This is a genomic window from Streptomyces sp. NPDC059957 (genome assembly GCF_042730015.1).
In the GTDB taxonomy this organism is placed as follows: Bacteria; Actinomycetota; Actinomycetes; order Streptomycetales; family Streptomycetaceae; genus Streptomyces.
This window is the reverse complement of the sequence record NZ_JBHWMB010000072.1, coordinates 21,531-41,591: the sequence shown is the minus strand read 5'-3', so window position 1 is coordinate 41,591 and position 20,061 is coordinate 21,531. Positions and strand designations below refer to the sequence as shown.

Annotated in this window: 24 protein-coding genes, 1 tRNA gene and 1 pseudogene; 8 read left to right on the top strand and 18 right to left on the bottom strand. The window is 71.5% G+C overall.

Features of this window, described 5'->3' with window-relative positions:
- The first annotated feature begins 154 nt into the window (after window positions 1–154).
- Window positions 155–823 carry a TetR/AcrR family transcriptional regulator gene (locus ACFWBW_RS33790; RefSeq protein WP_385380895.1) on the top strand — a complete coding sequence of 223 codons (669 nt, stop codon included), beginning with the start codon at window positions 155–157 and terminating at the stop codon, window positions 821–823.
- A 33-nt stretch (window positions 824–856) separates the two neighbouring features.
- Here the strand turns inward: ACFWBW_RS33790 and ACFWBW_RS33785 are convergent, their stop codons facing one another.
- Together ACFWBW_RS33785 and ACFWBW_RS33780 are read right to left on the bottom strand one after the other, a co-directional pair.
- The gene (locus tag ACFWBW_RS33785; RefSeq protein ID WP_385380892.1) at window positions 857–2,461 is read right to left on the bottom strand and encodes an MDR family MFS transporter; all 1,605 of its coding nucleotides are present in this window, start codon (window positions 2,459–2,461) and stop codon (window positions 857–859) included.
- Between the two features lie 14 nt (window positions 2,462–2,475).
- Window positions 2,476–2,961 (bottom strand): MarR family winged helix-turn-helix transcriptional regulator, encoded by a 486-nt coding sequence (locus tag ACFWBW_RS33780; protein WP_385380889.1) that lies wholly within the window; start codon window positions 2,959–2,961, stop codon window positions 2,476–2,478.
- 80 nt (window positions 2,962–3,041) lie between these two features.
- Here ACFWBW_RS33780 and ACFWBW_RS33775 point away from each other — a divergent pair, with 80 nt between their 5' ends.
- Window positions 3,042–3,281 carry a hypothetical protein gene (locus ACFWBW_RS33775; protein WP_385380886.1) on the top strand — a complete coding sequence of 80 codons (240 nt, stop codon included), beginning with the start codon at window positions 3,042–3,044 and terminating at the stop codon, window positions 3,279–3,281.
- Window positions 3,282–3,309: 28 nt separating this feature from the next.
- Here the strand turns inward: ACFWBW_RS33775 and ACFWBW_RS33770 are convergent, their stop codons facing one another.
- The 10 genes from ACFWBW_RS33770 to ACFWBW_RS33725 form a co-directional block, all read right to left on the bottom strand.
- Window positions 3,310–4,140, bottom strand: coding sequence for a hypothetical protein (locus ACFWBW_RS33770; protein WP_385380883.1), 831 nt, complete (start codon window positions 4,138–4,140; stop codon window positions 3,310–3,312).
- Between the two features lie 117 nt (window positions 4,141–4,257).
- The gene (locus tag ACFWBW_RS33765; protein ID WP_243341827.1) at window positions 4,258–5,112 is read right to left on the bottom strand and encodes an RNA polymerase sigma factor SigF; all 855 of its coding nucleotides are present in this window, start codon (window positions 5,110–5,112) and stop codon (window positions 4,258–4,260) included.
- 247 nt (window positions 5,113–5,359) lie between these two features.
- Window positions 5,360–6,400, bottom strand: coding sequence for a SigB/SigF/SigG family RNA polymerase sigma factor (locus tag ACFWBW_RS33760; RefSeq protein WP_385380880.1), 1,041 nt, complete (start codon window positions 6,398–6,400; stop codon window positions 5,360–5,362).
- Window positions 6,401–6,612: 212 nt separating this feature from the next.
- Window positions 6,613–6,774, bottom strand: coding sequence for a hypothetical protein (locus ACFWBW_RS33755; protein WP_385380877.1), 162 nt, complete (start codon window positions 6,772–6,774; stop codon window positions 6,613–6,615).
- Between the two features lie 403 nt (window positions 6,775–7,177).
- On the bottom strand, window positions 7,178–7,498 hold the full coding sequence (locus ACFWBW_RS33750) for a hypothetical protein (RefSeq protein WP_250738522.1): 321 nt from the start codon (window positions 7,496–7,498) through the stop codon (window positions 7,178–7,180).
- Window positions 7,499–7,649: 151 nt separating this feature from the next.
- Window positions 7,650–7,736 (bottom strand) — tRNA-Ser (locus ACFWBW_RS33745).
- Window positions 7,737–7,793: 57 nt separating this feature from the next.
- Window positions 7,794–8,222, bottom strand: coding sequence for a tRNA adenosine(34) deaminase TadA (gene tadA, locus ACFWBW_RS33740; RefSeq protein ID WP_385380902.1), 429 nt, complete (start codon window positions 8,220–8,222; stop codon window positions 7,794–7,796).
- 77 nt (window positions 8,223–8,299) lie between these two features.
- The gene (locus ACFWBW_RS33735; protein WP_385380874.1) at window positions 8,300–8,905 is read right to left on the bottom strand and encodes a hypothetical protein; all 606 of its coding nucleotides are present in this window, start codon (window positions 8,903–8,905) and stop codon (window positions 8,300–8,302) included.
- A 331-nt stretch (window positions 8,906–9,236) separates the two neighbouring features.
- Window positions 9,237–9,410 carry a hypothetical protein gene (locus tag ACFWBW_RS33730; RefSeq protein ID WP_243341832.1) on the bottom strand — a complete coding sequence of 58 codons (174 nt, stop codon included), beginning with the start codon at window positions 9,408–9,410 and terminating at the stop codon, window positions 9,237–9,239.
- Window positions 9,411–9,555: 145 nt separating this feature from the next.
- Window positions 9,556–10,533 (bottom strand): universal stress protein, encoded by a 978-nt coding sequence (locus tag ACFWBW_RS33725; RefSeq protein WP_385380870.1) that lies wholly within the window; start codon window positions 10,531–10,533, stop codon window positions 9,556–9,558.
- Window positions 10,534–10,741: 208 nt separating this feature from the next.
- Here ACFWBW_RS33725 and upp point away from each other — a divergent pair, with 208 nt between their 5' ends.
- Window positions 10,742–11,377 (top strand): uracil phosphoribosyltransferase, encoded by a 636-nt coding sequence (gene upp, locus ACFWBW_RS33720; protein WP_250738518.1) that lies wholly within the window; start codon window positions 10,742–10,744, stop codon window positions 11,375–11,377.
- 93 nt (window positions 11,378–11,470) lie between these two features.
- On the opposite strand, the gene ACFWBW_RS33715 is transcribed toward upp, so the two are convergent.
- The gene (locus ACFWBW_RS33715; protein WP_385380866.1) at window positions 11,471–12,118 is read right to left on the bottom strand and encodes a LytR C-terminal domain-containing protein; all 648 of its coding nucleotides are present in this window, start codon (window positions 12,116–12,118) and stop codon (window positions 11,471–11,473) included.
- A gap of 144 nt (window positions 12,119–12,262) precedes the next feature.
- The gene (locus ACFWBW_RS33710) at window positions 12,263–12,559 is read right to left on the bottom strand and encodes a type II toxin-antitoxin system VapB family antitoxin (RefSeq protein ID WP_112446725.1); all 297 of its coding nucleotides are present in this window, start codon (window positions 12,557–12,559) and stop codon (window positions 12,263–12,265) included.
- A gap of 88 nt (window positions 12,560–12,647) precedes the next feature.
- Here ACFWBW_RS33710 and ACFWBW_RS33705 point away from each other — a divergent pair, with 88 nt between their 5' ends.
- Complete coding sequence (locus ACFWBW_RS33705; protein ID WP_385380860.1) at window positions 12,648–14,219, top strand: helicase HerA-like domain-containing protein; 1,572 nt, start codon at window positions 12,648–12,650, stop codon at window positions 14,217–14,219.
- Window positions 14,220–14,280: 61 nt separating this feature from the next.
- Window positions 14,281–15,216 carry a glucose-6-phosphate dehydrogenase assembly protein OpcA gene (opcA, locus tag ACFWBW_RS33700; protein WP_385380858.1) on the top strand — a complete coding sequence of 312 codons (936 nt, stop codon included), beginning with the start codon at window positions 14,281–14,283 and terminating at the stop codon, window positions 15,214–15,216.
- Here opcA and ACFWBW_RS33695 read toward each other — a convergent pair.
- Both ACFWBW_RS33695 and ACFWBW_RS33690 read right to left on the bottom strand, forming a co-directional pair.
- Window positions 15,162–15,638, bottom strand: coding sequence for a cupin domain-containing protein (locus ACFWBW_RS33695; protein WP_385380854.1), 477 nt, complete (start codon window positions 15,636–15,638; stop codon window positions 15,162–15,164). The genes opcA and ACFWBW_RS33695 overlap by 55 nt on opposite strands.
- 251 nt (window positions 15,639–15,889) lie before the next feature.
- Window positions 15,890–16,504 carry an HhH-GPD-type base excision DNA repair protein gene (locus ACFWBW_RS33690; protein WP_385380851.1) on the bottom strand — a complete coding sequence of 205 codons (615 nt, stop codon included), beginning with the start codon at window positions 16,502–16,504 and terminating at the stop codon, window positions 15,890–15,892.
- 108 nt (window positions 16,505–16,612) lie between these two features.
- Between ACFWBW_RS33690 and ACFWBW_RS33685 the strand changes: the two genes are divergently transcribed.
- Entirely contained in the window at window positions 16,613–17,425 is an 813-nt protein-coding gene (locus ACFWBW_RS33685; RefSeq protein WP_385380848.1) for a VOC family protein, read from the top strand.
- 54 nt (window positions 17,426–17,479) lie between these two features.
- Here the strand turns inward: ACFWBW_RS33685 and ACFWBW_RS33680 are convergent, their stop codons facing one another.
- Complete coding sequence (locus tag ACFWBW_RS33680) at window positions 17,480–17,827, bottom strand: DoxX family protein (RefSeq protein ID WP_385380845.1); 348 nt, start codon at window positions 17,825–17,827, stop codon at window positions 17,480–17,482.
- Between the two features lie 278 nt (window positions 17,828–18,105).
- Here ACFWBW_RS33680 and ACFWBW_RS33675 point away from each other — a divergent pair.
- Together ACFWBW_RS33675 and ACFWBW_RS33670 are read left to right on the top strand one after the other, a co-directional pair.
- Window positions 18,106–18,297, top strand: a pseudogene (locus ACFWBW_RS33675) (molybdopterin-binding protein); the annotation flags it as partial.
- Window positions 18,298–18,531: 234 nt separating this feature from the next.
- Window positions 18,532–19,395: a universal stress protein gene (locus tag ACFWBW_RS33670; protein WP_385380842.1), complete on the top strand. Its 864-nt coding sequence runs from the start codon at window positions 18,532–18,534 to the stop codon at window positions 19,393–19,395.
- Here the strand turns inward: ACFWBW_RS33670 and ACFWBW_RS33665 are convergent.
- On the bottom strand, window positions 19,392–19,919 hold the full coding sequence (locus ACFWBW_RS33665) for an ATP-grasp domain-containing protein (protein WP_385380839.1): 528 nt from the start codon (window positions 19,917–19,919) through the stop codon (window positions 19,392–19,394). The two genes, ACFWBW_RS33670 and ACFWBW_RS33665, sit on opposite strands and share 4 nt — an antisense overlap.
- Between the last annotated feature and the right edge of the window lie 142 nt (window positions 19,920–20,061).

Here is a 20,061-nt window from a genome sequence, read left to right as displayed (position 1 = left end):
ACGGAAGTACGTCCAGTACGAGCCGCGGTCCTCCGCCTTGCGATGCACCGCACCGGACGCCGCGACCCGGCAAACCTTCCCGGCCACAGCACTAGCATCAAGGGGGCGGACCGGGCATTCCGGGCCGGCCCGTGTGCGTGAGGAGGATGCCTCCATGGTCACCCCGGCCGATCCCGGCACGACCCGGACCAGCGTCTGGCTGGCCGCCGAACCGGCCGCACCCGCCCGGCGGCGCAGCGAGGACCCCGCCGGACTGGACCGGGAGCGGATCACGGCCGCGGCCGTACGGCTGCTGGACGCCGAGGGGCTGGCCCGGTTCTCCATGAGGCGGCTCGCCGCCGGGCTCGGGGTCACCGCGATGTCCCTGTACTGGTACGTGGACACCAAGCACGACCTGCTCGAACTCGCCCTGGACAACGCCCTGGGCGAGCTGGGCGAACAGCAGGAGCCGGCCGGGCCGCCCGCGGAGGGCTGGCCCGGCCGGCTCCGTTCGCTGGCCCGGGGCTACCGGAGGCTGCTCGTGGACCACCCCTGGGTGGCTCCGCTCACCGCCGCGTACCCGAACATCGGCCCGCACGCGCGGGCCTTCGACGCCGCCCTGCACCGGCTGCTGGACTCCACCGGCCTGTCGGACGCCACCCGCACCGGGGCCCGGTTGGCCGTCTCCCAGTTCCTCCACGGCTGTGGAGGCACCGTCCGGCGGCCGCCCGACGGGGAGTTCTGCCTCGCACTCGACGTCCTGATCGCCGGCATCCAGGCCCACGCCGGCAACGCGACGGGGGCCGCCGCACCGGCCGCCCCCGCCGCGCCCGCAGGCCCGTAGACCCGCAGACCCGCAGGCCCGTAGACCGCCCGGCTACTCCGCCGGGGCGGCGGCCGGCTCGTGGGCCGCCGGCTTCGACCTCAGGGCGACCTCCTTGATGAACACCACGAGCACCAGCGCGAGCAGCGCAGTGGGTGCGGCGTAGAGGAAGACGTCGCCGACGCCGTGCCCGTACGCGGACTCCACGACCGTGCGGAAGGGTTCGGGCAGCTTGTCGAGGTCGGGGATCGCGCCCCCGCCGGTGCCGCCGTGGCCCATGGCCGCCGCCTTCGGGCCGAGCGCGGCGAGACCGTCCTGGACGTAGTGGGTGACCCGGTTGGCCATGACCGCGCCGAGGGCGGAGACGCCCATCGCGCCGCCGAGCGAGCGGAAGAAGGTGACGACCGAGCTGGCCGCGCCGAGGTCCTCGGGGGCCACCTGGTTCTGGGAGGCGAGGACCAGGTTCTGCATCATCATGCCGAGGCCGAGCCCGGTCAGCGCCATGAAGATTGCGATGTGCCAGTACGGGGTGTCGTACCGCAGGGTGCCCAGCAGGCCGAGTCCGGCCGTCAGGAGCACACCGCCGGAAACGAGCCAGGCCTTCCACTTACCGGTCTTGGTGATCACCTGACCGGAAACGGTGGAGGAGACGAAGAGCCCGCCGATCATGGGAATCGTGAGGATTCCGGACATCGTGGGGGACTCGCCGCGGGCCAACTGGAAGAACTGGCTGAAAAACACGGTGCCCGAGAACATCGCGATGCCGACGAAGAGCGAGGCAGCCGAGGCGAGGCTGATGGTCTTGTTGCGGAACAGGCGCAGCGGAATGATCGGGTCGCTCGCCCTGGACTCGACGAGGACGAAGAGCAGGCCGAGGGCGAGCGCGCCGCCGGTCATCGTCCAGGTCTGCCAGGAGATCCAGTCGTACGAGCTGCCGGCCTGGGTCACCCAGATCAGCAGGAGCGACACGGAGCCGCTGATCAGGAAGGCGCCGAGCCAGTCGACCTTGACGTCGCGGCGGACGACGGGCAGGTGCAGGGTGCGCTGGAGCACGATCAGGGCGATGACGGCGAACGGGATGCCGACGTAGAAGCACCAGCGCCAGCCGAGCCAGCTCGTATCGGTGATGACCCCGCCGAGCAGCGGGCCGCCGACGGTGGCGACGGCGAAGACCGCGCCGAGGTAGCCGCTGTACCGGCCGCGCTCGCGCGGGGAGATCATCGCGGCCATGACGATCTGGGCGAGGGCGGAGAGCCCGCCGACGCCGATGCCCTGGACCACGCGGCAGGCGATGAGCATGCCGGTGTTCTGGGACATGCCCGCGACCATCGAGCCGAGGACGTAGATCACCAGGGATATCTGGACCAGCAGCTTCTTGCTGAAGAGGTCGGAGAGCTTGCCCCACAGCGGGGTCGACGCCGTCATCGAGAGCAGGGCCGCCGTGACCACCCAGGTGTACGAGGACTGGGTGCCGCCGAGGTCGCCGATGATCTGGGGCAGGGCGTTGGAGACGATCGTGGAGGACAGGATCGCCACGAACATGCCGAGCATCAGCCCGGAGAGCGCCTTCATGATCTGCGGGTGGGTCATGGGCGCGCTGTCGGACGTGCTCTGCGGCCGGCCGTCTCCCCGCACACCGGTGGGTGTGGTCGTAGCCATGTGTTTCCTTCGGTCTAGCTGTCTGGAAGCGTGAAGCTCGATCGGAGTCGGGCCAGCAGGATGTTGAGGTGGTCGACGTCCTCGTCGGACCAGTCGGCCAGGGCCGTCTCCAGCGCGTCGGTGTGGCGGGTGCCGAGCTCGGTGAGGAGCGCGCGGCCGGCCGGTGTGGGGCGCAGGATCCGGCAGCGGGCGTCGCCGGGGTCGGTGTCGCGGGTGATCCAGCCGCGGTCGGCGGTGTGCGCGACGTGCCGGCTGGTCACGGAGATGTCGATGGCCAGGTATTCGGAGAGGCGGCTGAGCCGCATCTCGCCGTGACGGTCGAGCACCGTGAGCACGGCCGCCGAACCGGGAGGGCAGTCGGGGGGCAGGAGGCGGGCGAGGTCGCGCTTGACGGCGCCGATGCCGGTGAGCTGCCGGGCCAGTTCCGCGTAGCGCGCGGCCGGTTGGTCGGCGACTGCGGTCACGGCCCCTCCTCGAATGTCGTTGCTTCGGGCAACCATAGAAGCAGATGGTTGTTACAGGCAAATGAATCGGGGGGCTGGGCGGTAAAGGAATCGGAAAACCGGCTAGGGTCCTGCGCATGGCTGCGAATCACGACTCGAACCACAACTCACAGGCTCCCCAGGGTGACTACGACCCCGCGGGCAGCACTCAGATGTTCCGGGCGTTCGTCGAGGAGCCGGTACCGGCCCCCGCCGTCCCGGGCTCGCGCATGCAGAACCGTGCCGCGCGCAAGTCGGGACCGGGCGCGGGGCTGTGGATCGGCGTCGCCGTCGCGGCGGTGGTCCTGATCGCCGTGGTGGCCTGGCTCGCGCTCTGAAGTACGCGCCGACGGCCCGGCCGCCCGCTCAGTTCCAGGTGGCCGTGACCTTCTGGGTCTCCACGCGCATGCCCAGCGGGACGCGCCAGGACTCGACGCAGATCCGGTAGGTCTTCGTCTTCGTCGTGCCGCCCGCGATCGGGGCGGGCAGCGGCTGGGTCGAGGTGATGGTGGCCCAGTCGACGCCCAGCGCGCCGATGATGTGCGTCGCGAAGCTGACCGTGCCCGAACGGGCCGCGGTGCCACCGGTGTTGGTGAAGGCCACCGTGACCTGCTCGCACCAGCGTTCCGCCGTGGCGGTACGGGTGGGCGCGCCGATGCTCAGCTTCGCCGGCGTGGCCGGAGGCGGCGCGGGCGTGGACGGGGCCGGCTTCGGGGGCGGGCTCGACGGAGTGCCGGGCGTACCGCCCGGGGCGGTGGGAGGCCTGGTGCCCGGTGAGGTGCCGGGCGGGTTCCCGGTGCCGCCGGGGCCGGTGGGCGTGCCTCCGCCCGGGGTGGGGCCGCCCGAGGGCCGGGGCCCCGGGGCGCTGGGCGGCGTACCGCCCGGGACCTCGCCCGGGCCTCCGCCCGGAGTGGCGCCCGGGGCGCCGCTCGGGGGGATGTCCGCCGAGGTGCTGCCCGACGTGCCGCCGGAGGCCGCGGAGGATCCGGGCGCTGCCTGCGGGAGCGACTGGAACTCGACCCGGGCCTTGGGTGCGACGTTCTCGCCGACGCCCCGCTCCGGGCCCGGAGCGGCCGCGCCGACAGCCACGTAGCCCTCGCGCGCCGGGCCTGCGCAGCCGGTCAGGGCGGCGGTGGCGGCGGTGGCGGCCGTGGCGCACAGGACGAGCAGGGCGGCTGGCCGGGATACCTTTGGCATCCCGGCAGTTTTCCTGACGCGCCGTCAATTGGGAAGCGGGTGCGATGGATTGCCCGAGCGCACCCGCACCCGCACTCGTACCCGCACCCGCACCGGTGACCGGAGGGGGTGCGGGGGCTACTCGCCGATCAGGCCGACGCGCAGCTGAGCGAGCGTGCGCGTGAGCAGCCGGGAGACGTGCATCTGGGAGATGCCGACCTCCTCGCCGATCTGCGACTGGGTCATGTTCGCGAAGAACCGCAGCATGATGATCTGCCGTTCCCGGGGCGGAAGCTTGGCCAGCAGCGGCTTGAGCGACTCGCGGTACTCGACGCCTTCCAGCGCGGTGTCCTCGTACCCGAGCCGGTCCGCGAGCGAGCCCTCGCCGCCCTCGTCCTCGGGGGAGGGCGAGTCGAGCGAGGAGGCGGTGTACGCGTTGCCCACGGCGAGGCCGTCGACGACGTCCTCTTCCGATACCCCGAGCACGGCCGCGAGCTCCGGCACGGTCGGCGAGCGGTCGAGCTTCTGGGCGAGCTCGTCGCTGGCCTTGGTGAGGGCGAGGCGCAGCTCCTGGAGCCGGCGCGGGACGCGCACGGACCAGGAGGTGTCCCGGAAGAACCGTTTGATCTCACCGACGACCGTCGGCATGGCGAAGGTCGGGAACTCCACGCCGCGTTCGCAGTCGAACCGGTCGATGGCCTTGATCAGCCCGATCGTGCCGACCTGGACGATGTCCTCCATCGGCTCGTTGCGGCTGCGGAAGCGGGCCGCCGCGTAGCGCACGAGGGGGAGGTTCAGCTCGATCAGGGTGTCGCGTACGTACGTCCGCTCGGGACTGTCCGCGTCAAGGCCGGCGAGCCTCTTGAAGAGGGAGCGGGAGAGGGTGCGGGTGTCGATCCGGGTGTCGATGGCTTCCGAGCGGTGGGACACTGCCGGCACTTCACGCTGCTTGACGAGCGTGAGCACCTGTGAGCTGCCCTGGTCTACGGACATGCCACCCCCTTGAGGTCGCGGACGGTTCGCGCTTCATCTGCGCGCCCGTCGGAGGAACGCAGCCTCCACCTGAATACCGGAGGCGGGGCTGCGGCAAACGCGGTTCCAGCAGAATGTCACATGTCGGCAACACGCTGTAGCGCCATGTCGACAAGTATCTCCAGCGACAGAACACGATAGGCCTGCTCTAGGGCGGGAATCTGCCGGTGTGTCAGGAAACGCGGAGAATGATCTCCACCCGATCCGGTTAGGCCTCGATCCTGTTTGCGGATCTCAGCCGGGCGAAGCTCCGGGCGAGGAGGCGGGAGACGTGCATCTGGGAGACGCCGAGCTCCGCGCTGATCTGCGACTGGGTCAGATTGTTGTAGTACCGCAGGAGGAGGATCCGCTGCTCGCGCTCGGGCAGTTGTACGAGGAGGTGGCGGACCAGGTCGCGGTGTTCCACACCGGCCAGCTCGGGGTCCTCGTAGCCGAGGCGGTCGAGCAGGCCGGGGAGCCCGTCGCCCTCCTGGGCGGCCTCCAGGGAGGTCGCGTGGTAGCTGCGGCCGGCCTCGATGCAGGAGAGCACCTCGTCCTCGCTGATGCGAAGCCGCTCGGCGATCTCGGGGGTGGTCGGGGTGCGGCCGTGCAGGGTGGTGAGGTCCTCGGTGGCGGCGTTGACCTGGACCCACAGCTCGTGGAGGCGGCGCGGTACGTGGACGGTGCGGACGTTGTCGCGGAAGTACCGCTTGATCTCGCCCACGACGGTCGGCATCGCGAAGGTCGGGAACTGCACCCCGCGCTCCGGGTCGAACCGGTCGATCGCGTTGATCAGCCCGATCGTGCCGACCTGGATCACGTCCTCCATCGGCTCGTTGCGGCTGCGGAAGCGGGCCGCCGCGTACCGGACGAGCGGGATGTTGGCCTCGATGAGGGCGCCGCGGACCCGCGAGTGCTCGCTGGTGCCCGGCTGCAGGTCTTTCAGCTGCCCGAACAGGACCTGGGTGAGGGCCCGGGTGTCGGCACCCCGGCTCTGCGGCCTGGGGGCGACCGGAGGCTCCTCGGGGGCCTCCTGCTGGGGCGGTACGTGGGACTCCTGCGCGGAGGGCTGCGGGGAGCCCTGGTGCGGGGCTTGGGCGGAGGCCTGGTGCGGAGCCTGCGGGGCGCCCTGGTGCGGGGCCTGGTGGGGGGCCTGCGGGGCGCCCTGGTGCGGGGCCTGGGCGGAGTCCCGGTGCGGTTCCTGTGGGTGCTCCTGTTGCGGGTCCTGCTGGGGCGGCACCTCGGGCGCAGTACTGGCCGGCACGGTCACGCCCACCCCTTCACTTCACGTCATCAACTCATCGGTCAAAAGCGGTCATAGCATCACAAGACATGTGCACTGTGTGCAAGCACCGTATATAGCCGTGTTGAGGGCAAGTTGGGCGTAATAGGGCATCTTGCCCCGCGCGTGCGAACGCAAAAAGCCCCCCACCCGTCGGAGTGGGGGGCCGGGAAGTCCGGAAACCGCTTCAGCGTACGGGTTCAGCGCACCAGTTCGGTCATGAACTCGCCGATCGCCGTTGCGGCATCCGAGATTCCTTGGAAGCCTATTTTCACCATATCGGCGGCTTTTTCTGGCTGAGTGATGATGACGAAGAGGACGAAGATGACGAGAGCGCCCGAGATCAGCTTCTTGGTTTCCACGTGCGCTGTCGGCCTCCCCAACCGGTCCTGCAAGGTCGGGAGAGTCTATCCGGTCAGGTTCGAACACTCACCCGGCCTTTAAGGACCAATGGCCCGGTGAAGCAGGCCCTTTGCCGGTGTGGCGACGGCCCCGACAGGCGCAGTATTGAACACGAGCCCACCGGTTCTGGCAGGAAATCGGTGAGCGAGGGACAGGACCTCACTGCGGGGTCCGAGCCGCAAGCTTCCCCCCTGACTGCGGCTTGGACTGGCAGGTTCCGTCCTCATCGGGGGAAGTGGCTTGTCCCCCCGATGCCACTTCCCCCGTCCCAACCGTTGAAGGTCCCGGCTCAGGTCGGGGCCTTCTTCGCGTTGTCCGCCTAACGGTGCGGGCTCTGCGGGCTCTGCGGGCTTGGGGTATCGCCTACTCCAGCCCGCCGGCCAGGTCGGCGATCGGCTGGACCGGGGCGATCACGGGCGCGAGGTGGTTCGGCAGTTCCATCAGCTGGTTGAGCTGGTTCAGGCCGCCGCTGACCTGTCCGCCGATCTCCTGCACGGAGGACGGGCTCGCCCCGTCCGGCATGCCCTGAGGCGCCGGCAGGTCCGGGAGGGTGAGCGGGGAGATCGGGGCGGCGGAGGCGGCGGGAGCCGCGAGGCCCGCGGCGGCCCCCGCGAGGGCGATGGCGGCGAGGATGCGCTGGGTCTTGGTCATGCCGTGACAACGGCCCAGGGCGCGGGCGGTCACGCGGATGTCCCTCGGACGCCGGTAGTACGGCACATCGGCAGCACCGCACGCGGGTGGCACCGCACACCGGCAGCACCGCCGTCGGTGGCACCGCACGCCACGGGAAACGCCGAGAGCCCCGACCCTTGCGGGGCGGGGCTCTCGATCAGAGCGGTAGCGGTGGGATTTGAACCCACGGATAGCTTGCACCATCACACGCTTTCGAGGCGTGCTCCTTCGGCCGCTCGGACACGCTACCGAGAGAGAGCTTAGCCCAAGGAGACCCGTGCTCTGAAATCCATACGCGCGGCAGTGCTCAGAGCTCGCGGAAGAAGTCCGTCAGCTGCCGCGCGCACTCCCCCGCGAGCACGCCCGCGATGACCTCGGGCCGGTGGTTGAGCCGGCGGTCCCGTACGAGGTCCCACAGCGATCCGGCGGCGCCCGCCTTCTCGTCGGACGCCCCGTAGACGACCCGGGCGACCCGTGACTGCACGAGCGCGCCCGCGCACATCACGCACGGCTCCAGGGTCACCACGAGGGTGCACCCCGGGAGCCGCCATTCCCCGAGGGCGGCGGCCGCCCGGCGCAGCGCCAGTACCTCGGCGTGCGCCGTCGGGTCTCCGGTCGCCTCCCGCTCGTTGTGCCCGGTGGCGAGGAGATCGCCGTCCGGGCCGAGCACCACGGCGCCGACCGGCACGTCGCCGGCCGGCACCGCCCGGGCGGCCTCCTGGAGCGCCAGGCGCATGGAGTCCCGCCACGGGTCCCGTACGGGATCGGGCGTGTACGGGGTGGGCTGCGGGGTGTGGTGGTGCGCGGGGATCACTAGCGGACGGCCTCCAGGACCTCGGTGGCGCCGAGCGAATCGGCGATCTCCGAGAGCGCGTCCCCGTCCAGGGTCATCAGTTGTTTGTGGCTGACCCCGAGGTCGTCGAGCAGCCTGGGGTCGCCGAGCGGACCGGCGGGTGCCGGTTCGGATCCTGCCCGTACGCCGTGACTGTCGTCCGCGTCCGTGTCGTCCGTGTCGTCTGCGTACTCGTGGTCTCCCCCGTCTCTGTCGGCGGGTCCGCCGTCCGGATAGGAGGCGACGACCTCGTCCTCGCCGTCCTCGGTGCCGTCGAGGTCCAGCTCGTCGAGTTCGTCGTCCTCGTCGTCCTTGCCGAGCAGCTCGTCGGTCAGCATCGAGCCGTAGGAGCTGCGGGAGGCGGCGGAGGCGTTGGACACGTAGTAGCGCGGGTCCTCCTCGCCGTCCACCCGGACGACCCCGAACCAGGTGTCCTCCTGTTCGATGAGGGCTACCACCGTGTCGTCGTCGACAGAGGCGGAGCGGGCGAGATCGATCAGATCACTCAGAGACTCGACATCGTCGAGTTCCATGTCGCTCGCTTCCCACCCGTCTTCGGTGCGCGCGAGCAGTGCGGCGAAATACACCGTGACTCTCCCACTGGTCATAGGCGTGCCGGTTGGAGTTCCCCCCGGCCGGAGGTGGGTGGGGGTTCAACGGCCCCCTGCTCGCCGTTTCGTACCCCGCCCAGTCGGCATCGTGGCAGAAACGGAGCCATTGCGAGAGGTCTTCCGCGCCGTGGCGCTGGCCGCGCGTGTTGTACGGGGCCTCGTGCCGGGGGCGGGACGGCGGCTGGACGGCGGCCGGACGGGGGCCGGACGGGGGCCGGGCGGCGGGCGTACGGGGGCCGCGGCGGGAGCTCGCCGGGGCCTTCGGCGGGCCCTTCGGCGGGGCTCAGGGCACGGCTCCGGGCAGGTCTCACCAGCGGAAGGTGCGCATGCGCATCTGCTGGCGCATCCGGGCGGCGCGGGCGCGCCTGGGCTGGACCCGGTCGCGCAGTTCCCGGGCTTCGTGCAGGTCGCGGAGGAACTGCGCGCGCCGGGCTCTGCGCTGCGCCGTCGTCTCCAGCGGCTCGTGATCGTCATCGGGCATGGGTCACCGCCCCTGGCTGGTCCGGTCCGGTCCGTCCCCCCGAACCCCCACCTTCCCTCGGACCGGCCGTTTGATGCCACCTTCTGTCACCACTCGGAGGGAATTCAGTCGGATTCCGACAATTCCGGCGACTCGGGTGGCTCGGTTATGCGGACTCCTTCGGGGGCTCCACCGGGGAGTCCTCTGTGGATTCCGACAGCGTCGGGACGATCGCCACCGGCCCGTGCGCGTGCTGCAGCACGGCGTTCGCGACCGAGCCGATCATCAGGGACCGGATGTGCCGGCGCGGGTGGTGGCGGCCCACGACGACCAGCGCCGCCGAGTTCGAGGTGGCGACGAGGCGCCCGGCGGCGTCCCCGGGCACCGCGGCCTGCTCGACGGGCACGGTCGGGTACTTCGCCCGGAACGGCGCGAGCCGCTTCGTCTGGGAGCGCAGCATCTCCCGCTCCGCCGGCACCGCGTCCTCGTCCTCCCTCACCCGCGCCTCCGGCGGGATCACCGCGAAGGGGCTGTCGATCACCATCGTCGGCGACGGCGGGATGCTGTACGCCGACACCACCTGCAGGGTGGTGGCCCGCGCGACGGCCTCCGTGAACGCGAAGTCCAGTACGTTGTCGGGCGTCTCCGCGGCGTGCAGGCCCAGCACCACGCGCCCGGCCGAGGCCTGGGCGGCCACGTCCACCCCGCGCGCCTCGTGCGCGACCACGACCACCGGGCAGGCGGCGCTGGTGGCCACGGCGCGGCTGTTCGAGCCGAGCAGCAGCGCGGCGAAGCCGCCGCGGCCCCGGGAGCCCATCACCAGCATCCGGGCGCCCTCCCCGATGTCCCGCAGGGCCTCCGGGACGGAGCCCTCCAGGGACTCGTAGCGGACTTCGGAGGGCAGCCGGCCCCCTGCGGCAAGATGGGCCCGTATGCGCACGCTGACGGGGTCCTCGGTCTCCTCGGGCTCGGCGCGGTCGTACAGGGAGGAACGGCGTGCCGCGTACAGCTGGACGCTGTCGGACAGCACGTGGGCGACGACGAGCCCGGTGCCGTGGCGCACTGCCGCCGCCCTTGCCCACTCCAGGGCCTTGAGGCTGTGTTCGGATCCGTCGACTGCGGCGACCACCATTGCGTGCGTCATCAGTCCAGCGTGCTGGGGGTCCGGGCGGGTCGCATCTTCAGGGGTTTGCGGACGTGGCCACCGCTTCGGGCGCGAAGGGGTGGGAGCAGCGCGTAGCCTTTTGGGTGTGGGTCGCGCATTTGCGGCCGTTTTTGCAGGTAGAGCGGTCGCAGGTAGCGGCGTCGCAGGTCGCAGGTGAAAGCCCGGCAGCTGAGTCTTGGAGGATGTTGTGCGTTTGCAGGTCGTGGATCACCCGTTGGTGGCGCACAAACTCACCACCCTGCGCGACAAGCGCACCGACTCCCCCACCTTCCGGCGCCTCGCCGACGAGCTGGTGACCCTGCTCGCGTACGAGGCCACCCGGGACGTGCGCACCGAGCAGGCCGACATCGTCACCCCGGTCGGTCCGACCACCGGCGTGAAGCTCTCCTACCCGCGGCCGCTGGTCGTACCGATCCTGCGCGCCGGTCTCGGCATGCTCGACGGCATGGTGCGGCTGTTGCCGACCGCCGAGGTCGGTTTCCTCGGCATGGTCCGCAACGAGGAGACCCTGGAGGCCTCCACGTACGCGACGCGCATGCCGGAGGACCTCTCGGGCCGTCAGGTCTACGTGGTGGACCCGATGCTCGCCACCGGCGGCACGCTCGTCGCGGCGATCAAGGAGCTCATCAAGCGCGGTGCGGACGACGTGACCGCGGTGGTGCTGCTGGCCGCGCCCGAGGGCGTCGAGATCATGGAGCGCGAGCTGGCGGGCACGCCGGTGACGGTGGTGACGGCCGCGGTGGACGAGCGGCTCAACGAGCACGGCTACATCGTGCCGGGGCTGGGCGACGCGGGCGACCGCATGTACGGCTCGGCGGAGTAACCGGCCCGCACACAGCTGGAAAGCCCGGCCCCCGCTTCGGGGGCCGGGCTTTCTCGGTCGGTCAGCCGGTCAGCCGGTGGGGCGGCCGGCCGGTCAGCACTTCTTGGCGGGCGCCGCGGGCTGGGGGTTGGCCAGGGCCGCCAGGGCCTTGTCCGCGTCGGCCTTCGGCGTGAGCTCCTTGAAGGCGTCGCCCAGGATCAGGTCGATGTCCGCGGTCTCGCGGGTGTCGGTCTGCTGGGTGGCGCCGGCGAGGTTGGTGCCGAGGACGGAGAAGGCGGCCTTGTCCGTCTGCGGCGAGCCGACCAGTATCCCGGCGCCCGGCACCTTCTTGTCGAAGTCGGCGGGGGCGTTGCCGACCTTCCCGATGGTGAAGCCGCGGCTCTTGAGCTCGTCGCCCACGGCCTTGGCGAGGCCCGCGCGCGGGGTCGCGTTGTAGACGTTGACCGTGATCCCGCCGGGCGGCGGGAGGACGACCTTCGGCGCGGCGGCGGCGGTGGAGCCCGCCTTGGGGGCGGGGGTGGCGCAGCCCTTCGCCGCGGCGGCGGTCTTGCGTTTGTCCGCGTCCCCGCCGAACACATCGATGAGCTGCACGGCCCCGTAAGCGATCAGGGCGAGCCCGATGATCGATCCGAGCACCAGGAGGACGATCCGGCGGCGGCGTCGAGGGCGGGTCATGCGGGGGTAAGCCGCTCCCGTGACCTTGTACTTTCCGCCCATGCCAGGGGGAGTGAGCATGCTCATGTGCGCAGCGTAATGCCGACCGCTGCCGATGCCCACTGAATCATCTGTTGATAGGGCAAGACTGACCCGAAAGGCGCAACCGGGACCTATCCGACACCCGGGCGGGGCCGGTCCGGAGCCCCGGAAGGGTGGATCAGCGGCGGATCAGCCCAGTTCGAGGACGCGCGCGTGCAGGACCTGGCGCTGCTGGAGCGCGGCGCGGACGGCGCGGTGCAGGCCGTCCTCCAGGTACAGGTCGCCCTGCCACTTCACGACGTGGGCGAAGAGGTCCCCGTAGAAGGTCGAATCCTCGGCGAGCAGCGTTTCGAGGTCGAGCTGGCCCTTGGTGGTCACAAGCTGGTCGAGCCGGACCGGGCGCGGGGCGACATCCGCCCACTGCCGGGTGGTTTCCCTGCCGTGGTCGGGGTACGGCCGCCTATTTCCGATGCGCTTGAAGATCACACGGAAAGCCTACCGGGCGGGGGCCTGCGGGCGCAGCCTTGCGATGACGGTGCAAAGGTGACGAAGAGTGCTATTTCGGGAGTGATATATGAGCCAGAGCACCGACCCCGCGTCCCCTGCCGGCCAGATCGCCGCGGGGTACGCCTTCACCGGACCCGCGCTCGATCTGGGTGCCCTGCTCTGGGACGGGGCCTGCCTGCCGGAGCACCAGATCCGCATCCCGCTGTCGATGCTCAACCGGCACGGACTGGTCGCGGGAGCCACCGGAACCGGCAAGACCAAGACGCTGCAGCTCATCGCCGAGCAGCTGTCGGCCCAGGGCGTCCCGGTCTTCCTCGCGGACATCAAGGGTGACGTCTCGGGGATCTCCGCGCCCGGCACGACCAACGAGAAGATCGAGGAACGGGCCAAGGACGTGGCCCAGGAATGGGAGGCCACGGGGTGCCCCAGCGAGTTCTACTCGCTGGGCGGCATCGGCCCCGGAATCCCGCTCCGGTCCACCGTGACGAGCTTCGGGCCGGTCCTGATGTCCAAGGTGCTCCAGCTCAACCAGACGCAGGAGCAGTCGCTGGGGCTGATCTTCCACTACGCCGATACCAAGGGCCTGGAGCTGATCGACCTCAAGGACCTGCGGGCCGTCGTCGCGTTCCTCGTCTCGGACAAGGGAAAGCCCGAGCTCAAGGGCATCGGTGGACTCTCCACGGTGACCGCGGGAGTGATTCTGCGGGCGCTCACCGCCTTCGAGCAGCAAGGGGCCGCCGAATTCTTCGGCGAGCCCGAATTCGACACCAGCGAATTCCTCCGGACGGCGGCGGACGGGCGCGGACTGGTCTCCGTACTGGAGCTCCCGGCGGTCCAGGACAAGCCACAGCTCTTCTCCACCTTCCTGATGTGGCTGCTGGCGGACCTGTACACCGACCTTCCGGAAGTCGGCGATCTGGACAAGCCCAAGCTCGTCTTCTTCTTCGACGAGGCGCACCTGCTGTTCAACGGGGCCTCGAAGGCCTTCCTCGAAGCCATCACCCAGACGGTCCGGCTGATCCGCTCCAAGGGCATCGGCGTCTTCTTCGTCACCCAGACCCCCAAGGACGTGCCGGCCGACGTGCTGGCGCAGCTCGGCAACCGGGTGCAGCACGCGCTGCGCGCCTTCACCCCGGACGACGCGAAGGCGCTGAAGGCGACGGTGAAGACCTTCCCGAACTCCGACTACGACCTGGAGGAGCTGCTGACCCGGCTGGGCACGGGCGAGGCGGTGATCACGGTGCTCAGCGAGAACGGCGCGCCGACGCCGGTGGCGGCGACCCGGCTGCGGGCCCCCCAGTCGCTGATGGCACCGATCGACGCGGCCGCGCTGGACCAGGCAGTGAAGTCCTCGCTGCTCTACTCGCGCTACGCGGAGCCCGTCGACCGGGAATCGGCGTACGAGAAGATCAGCGCCGATCAGGCAGCGGCGGAGGCCGAAGCCGAGGCCGCCGCGGCCGCGGCGGAAGCGGAGAAGCAGGCGAAGGCGACCGCGAAGGCGGCGCCGAAGCCGGATCCCTCGCTGGCGGAACAGGTGGTGGGCAGCGGGCTCTTCCGCTCCCTGGCCCGGTCGATCGGTACGCAGCTGGGCCGCGAGATCTCCCGGTCCATCTTCGGCACGGCCAGGCGGCGCCGCTGAACTCCCGGGGCGGGGAGCACTTCCGTACCCGGGCTCCCGTACGGCCTGCGAGACTCGGAGCATGCGGACCGAACTCACCGATACGACCTCCAGCAAGGTCAACCGGGCCCTCCTCGACGCGCGACGGGCCATCGGGAGCCCCACGATGGGGCTCGTGCTCAACCTCCTCGTCGCCACGGACGAGGAGAACGCCTACGACGCCGTCCGCGCGGCCTCCGAGGCCTCGCGCGAGCACCCCTGCCGGATCATCGCGGTCATAAAGCGCACCGCCCGCGGTTCGCACCGGCAGCGGCAGAACCGGCTCGACGCCGAGCTGCGGGTGGGCGCCGACGCCGGGTCCGGGGAGATCGTGCTGCTCCGGCTGCACGGGACCCTCAACGAGCACGCGGGCTCCGTGGTGCTCCCGCTGCTGGTGCCGGACGCGCCCGTGGTGGCCTGGTGGCCCGCCGAGGCCCCGGCCGCCCCCGCCCGGGACCCGCTGGGCGCCCTCGCGCAGCGCAGGATCACGGACGCCGAGGCCGCCGCCGACCCGGTCGCCGCGCTCGACGTCCGGGGCGGCGCCTACGAGCCCGGGGACACCGATCTGGCCTGGACCCGGCTCACCCCGTGGCGCTCGCTGCTGGCCGCCGCCCTGGACCAGAAGCCGCTCCCGGTGACGGGCGCGGCCGTGGAGAGCGAGCCCGGCAACGCGAGCTCCGAGCTGCTGGCCCGCTGGCTGGAGGACCGGCTCGGCGTGCCCGTGGAGCGGGTGGCGACCGAGGGCCCGGTCATCACCCGGGTCCGGCTGACGACCACGGCCGGGGAGATCCGCGTGGACCGCCCGGACGGGGTGCTGGCCACCCTGCTCCTGCCGGGCAGCCCCGACCGCAAGGTGGCGCTGAAGATCCGCAGCAGCGCCGAGCTCATCGCGGAGGAGCTGCGACGGCTCGACCCCGACGAGATCTACGCTTCGGCGCTGCGCTTCAGGCGGCCGGCCCAGGCGTCGCTCTCCGCGTAGTGGTTGTCGTAGACCGGCTGGCTGTCGATGATGTCCTGCACCGTGGCCTGGCCCTCCCGGACCCGGCCGAGCAGCCGGTAGTAGTCGAAGCGGCCCATGCCGGGGGTGAAGCCGACGAAGACCTCGGCGGTGCTGCCCGCGGCCGGGGCGAAGGCGTGCTTCACACCGGGCGGCACGGTGAGGAAGTCGCCCTTGGTCAGGGTGTGTATCTCGTCGCCGAGCAGGACGTCGAGCCTGCCGTCCGTGACGTGGAAGAACTCGGTCGCCTTGGTGTGGAAGTGCACCGGGGCGCCCGCCGCGCCGACCTCGAGGCTGGACATGTTGCAGGTGAGCTCGGCGTTGTCCGTGAGCAGGGTGATCAGGCTGCCGGGGCCATCGGAGATGGTTTCGGCGGTGGCGGCGCGCGTCAGATTCTCAGTCATGATCAGGAGCTTAGGGGCAGGGTCGGACAACGGCGAGAGCACCCGCGCGAACCCTCAATTCCGTTTCGTGGCACGGCTGGTGGCCGCTTCCTAGCGCTGTGACCGGGAAGGTTCACCGGGTCGCGACGCCCGGCACGGCACCTCGCCGCGTTGTCGGACCACGGAAGTACGTCCGGTACGAGCCGTGGCCCTCCGCCTTGCGATGCACCGCACCGGACGCCGCGACCCGGCAAACCTTCCCGGCCACAGCACTAGGTGGTTTTTCCGGCCTTCGTGTTGGCCTTCGCGGCGGCCTTCGCCTCCTGCTTGTGCGCCCGCACCTTGGCCAGTGACTCCGGGCCGGTGATATCGGCCGCCGACCGGTAGACGTTCGCCGGCCCGTACCCGCCGGCCGCCTCGCGCCAGCCGCGCGGACGCACCCCGAGCCGCTTGCCGAGCAGCGCCAGGAAGATCTGCGCCTTCTGCTCCCCGAAGCCGGGCAGCGCCCGCAGCCGGGCCAGCAGCTCGGCGCCGGTGCCCACGCCGGTCCACACCGCCGCCGCGTCCCCTTCGTAGTGCTCCACCAGGTACGCGCACAGCTGCTGCACCCGCTTCGCCATCGACCCCGGGTAGCGGTGCACGGCCGGCTTCTCGGAGAGCAGCGCGGCGAAGGCCTCCGGGTCGTAGGCGGCGATCGCGTGCGCGTCCAGGTCGTCGGAGCCGAGGCGCCGGGCGATCGTGTACGGCCCCGAGAACGCCCATTCCATGGGTACCTGCTGGTCCAGCAGCATCCCGACCAGCGCGGCGAGCGGGCTGCGGCCCAGCAGCTCGTCGGCCTCCGGCTGCTGGGCGAGCCGGATGGTGACGCTCTTGTTCTTGTCGTCCATGCACCCAGGGTCCCGCGCGGCGGTGCTCCCCGCGCGATTGTCAGACCCCGCGCCTAGCGTGAGTACCGAGACGGGTCACGTCGTACACGACACAGGAGTCGATCGATCATGGCTGAGTTCACGGAAGGCGCGCCCTGCTGGGCGGACGCGATGTTCTCCGACCTGGAGGGCGCGAAGACCTTCTACGCCGACGTGCTCGGCTGGACCTTCGGAGAGTCCAGCACCGAGTACGGCAACTACACGCAGGCCTACTCCGACGGCAAGGCCGTCGCGGCCATCGTGCCGCCGATGCCGGGGGCGGAGGCCCCTTCGCAATGGTGTCTCTACCTCGCCTCGCCCGATGCCGCGGCCACGGCCGCGAAGATCAAGGCGGCCGGCGGCGAGCTCCTCATGGAGCCGATGCAGGTCGGCTCCTTCGGCACGATGGCCATCGCGAAGGAGCCGAGCGGCGCCGTCTTCGGCGTCTGGCAGCCCGGCGACCACAAGGGCTTCGAGAAGATCGGCGAGGCGGGCGCGTACTGCTGGGCCGAGTTCTTCTCGCGCGACGTGGCCAAGGCGGACGCCTTCCTCCCGCAGGTCTTCCCCTACGAAGCCCAGCAGATGGACGCCGGCGACGACCCCGAGATGGCCGGGATGGACTTCAAGGTCTTCAGCCTGGGAGGCCCGGAGAACCCGGTGCTGGGCCGGATGGGCATGGGCGACGACTTCCCGCCGGAGATCCCCTCGTACGTCCAGGTCTACTTCGCCGTCCCGGACTGCGACGAGGCGGTCGCCAAGACCCAGTCCCACGGCGGCAAGCTGCACTTCGGTCCGATGGACAGCCCCTTCGGCCGCTTCGCGGCGGTGGCGGACCCGCAGGGCGCGGCGTTCGCGGTGATCGACGTGACGAAGACGGTCGGAGAGATGCCGAACTTCGCCTGACGGGCAGAGCGGGGGCCCGCGGCGGCCCCCGCACCCTCCTGCACCTCCTGCGCCCTATGCGGCAAAGCCGAGGGCGAAGGCGGCGACCACCGGGGCCATGTAGATCACCGGGAACGGGGCGTGGGCATAGGCCCGGGCCCGGAGCACGGTGATCACGGCGCCGGTGTAGTAGAGGACGAGGCCGATGCCGGCGGCCACGGCGACGGCCGGAACGAAGAGGCCGGCCAGCAGGCCCAGCGCACCGGCGGCCTTGGCCGCGCCGAGCGGGGTCCACCAGGCCCGGGGGACCCCGTACTGCTCCATGGCCTCCACGACCCACGGGGCGCGGCGCAGGAGCGAGTACCCCGAGAAGCCCGACATGGCGGCGGCGAGTACGGCGACGATGGTGGCGGCGATGTCCATGAGGGGCTCCTCGGTAGGCGGTGCGTCCGGCGGTGCGGACGGGTGTTTTTTCTTCCTCACCGCACTGACCCGCGCCGCGGCACGGATGTGACAGGAACCCCGAAGATTTCTTCCTGACGCACCGGCGAGCCGCCCGGGTGGTTCCGGGTGGCGGATGCGATGCGTTGAACGCAGGCCGCCCCAAAGCCGCCTGGCGTCGATCTTGTGCGGTTCTCCTGCCCCGGCCGCACGACCGAACCGTCCGTGTAAGAGGTCGAACCACTCATGAGCCTGAGCATCGCAACCAGATCCCCGGGACCGTGGCCGGCATCGCCACCGGCGGCGCCATGGCGTCGGTCAAGGTGGACGTGAACGGCGGCGGGCTGACCGCCGCCATCACCAAGGACGCCGTGGAGGCGCTCGGCCTGGCCGCCGGGTCCTCCGTCGTCGCGCTGATCAAGTCGACCGAGATCTCCCTCGCGACGGTCTGAGGGCCCTGCTCGGAGGCCTCACCCCTACAGCCCCAGGCTCGGCGGAGACAGCGCGCCGAACCAGCCCAGGGCCTGACGGGCCCGGGAGGGGCCCGTCTCCGCCAGGCTTCTGCGCCAGGCTCCCGGGGGCCCGGTAGAGGCGGGAAGCTACAAAGAGGGCAAAAGGCGCAGTTGGCGTAGCGTCGTAAGAGCGACCAGGAATTGGCCGCGGCATGTGAAAGAAGGGTGCCGCCGATGTCCGTCCCGTCCGACCAGCCCGCCCCGCCCACTTCGCCCCCCTCGCCCGCGCTCCCCGTCCTCGTCGGGTTCGACGGGTCCGCCCGGAGCCTCGCCGCCGCCCGGTGGGGCGCCCGTGAGGCCTTGGCGGCCGGGGTGCCGCTCAGGCTGCTCCACGTGGGCCAGGCCTGGCCGACCATCCAGCCGATCTCGGTGGAGTTCCAGCCCGTCCTCGGCGCGAGCGAGCACGTGGCGAGGACCGCACTGACGGCCCTGGTCGAGGAGCTCCGCACCACCCATCGGGGCCTGACCGTCGAGGCGGCCACCGCCGAGGGCGGTCCCGGCAACGAGATCCCGCGGGCGGCCGCCCAGGCGAACGCCGGGCTGATCGTGCTCGGCGCGAGCGGCGAGGACCGCCACGTCGTCCCGCTGCTCGGCTCCACCGCGCTGCACGTCGCGGGGCGCGCCGAGGTCCCCGTCGTCCTGGTACGGGAGCCCGCCGAGTGCGCGCCGCACGGACACGGGGTCGTCGTGGGGGTGGACCCGGCGGGCGACCACGCCGCCGTACTCGACTTCGCGTACGCCTGGGCGGCCACCCACAAGCTCCCGCTGCGCGCCGTGCACGCGGTGCACACGGACCCGGCGGACCCGGAGCCGCTCGAAGCGGCGGTGGCGGCGGCCGGAGCGCGCTACCCACAGGTGCCGACCGAGTGCGTGACCCGCCCCGGCGACCCGGCACGGCTCCTGCTCGACGAGTCCGCCGAGGCAGACCTCCTGGTCGTGGGCCGCCGCCACCACCGCCCCCTGCACGGCATGGGCCCGACGGACCACGCGGTGGCCCACCACGCCCACAGCCCGGTGGCCCTGATCCCGCACGGCTAGTGCTGTGACCGGGAAGGTTCACCGCACCAGGCCGTCTCCTGGGCCGTTGCGCCGCGCACGAACCGTAGATCGGCTCCGGAGGCCCGTGCGCGGGGGCCGGCCGAGCGGAGCACCACGTCGAGGACGCGGCCGGGATCGGCGGCGTAACAGTTCGAGAACCACGCCATGTTGGCCTCCACGACCACCACGGCGGCGCCGGCGAAGCCCACGTCGACGGTCACGGCACTCGGCAGGGTGGCACCCGCCACCGCGAGCAGCCGGGCCGCGAAGGCGCGTACCTCCGCGGCCCGGGGATCCTCGTCCAGCGGGGCGGGGTCCAGCCGTCCGTGGACGGCGTAGCGGCTCCCGGCGGCGATCTCCCCGTCCAGCAGGAACAGCCGGTACTCGGCGGCGAAGTCCACCACCCCGGAGACCAGCACCGGGGTGTCCGGCGGCAGTTCGGGCAGCGCGGCGCCGTCCGCGTACACGGCGGCCGCGAAGGACTTCTCGCGCGGCGGTTTCACGAAGGCCGGTTCCCGCAGCACCTCCCGCGCCTCGCCCAGGCTGGTCAGCCGGATCCCGCGCCCGGTGGCCCACTCCGGCAGCCCGGCCAGCCAGTCGTCCGGCGGCTCCAGCAGCCCGATCCCGAGCGCCCCGGCCGCGGGCCGCGCTCACCGCCGCAGCAGC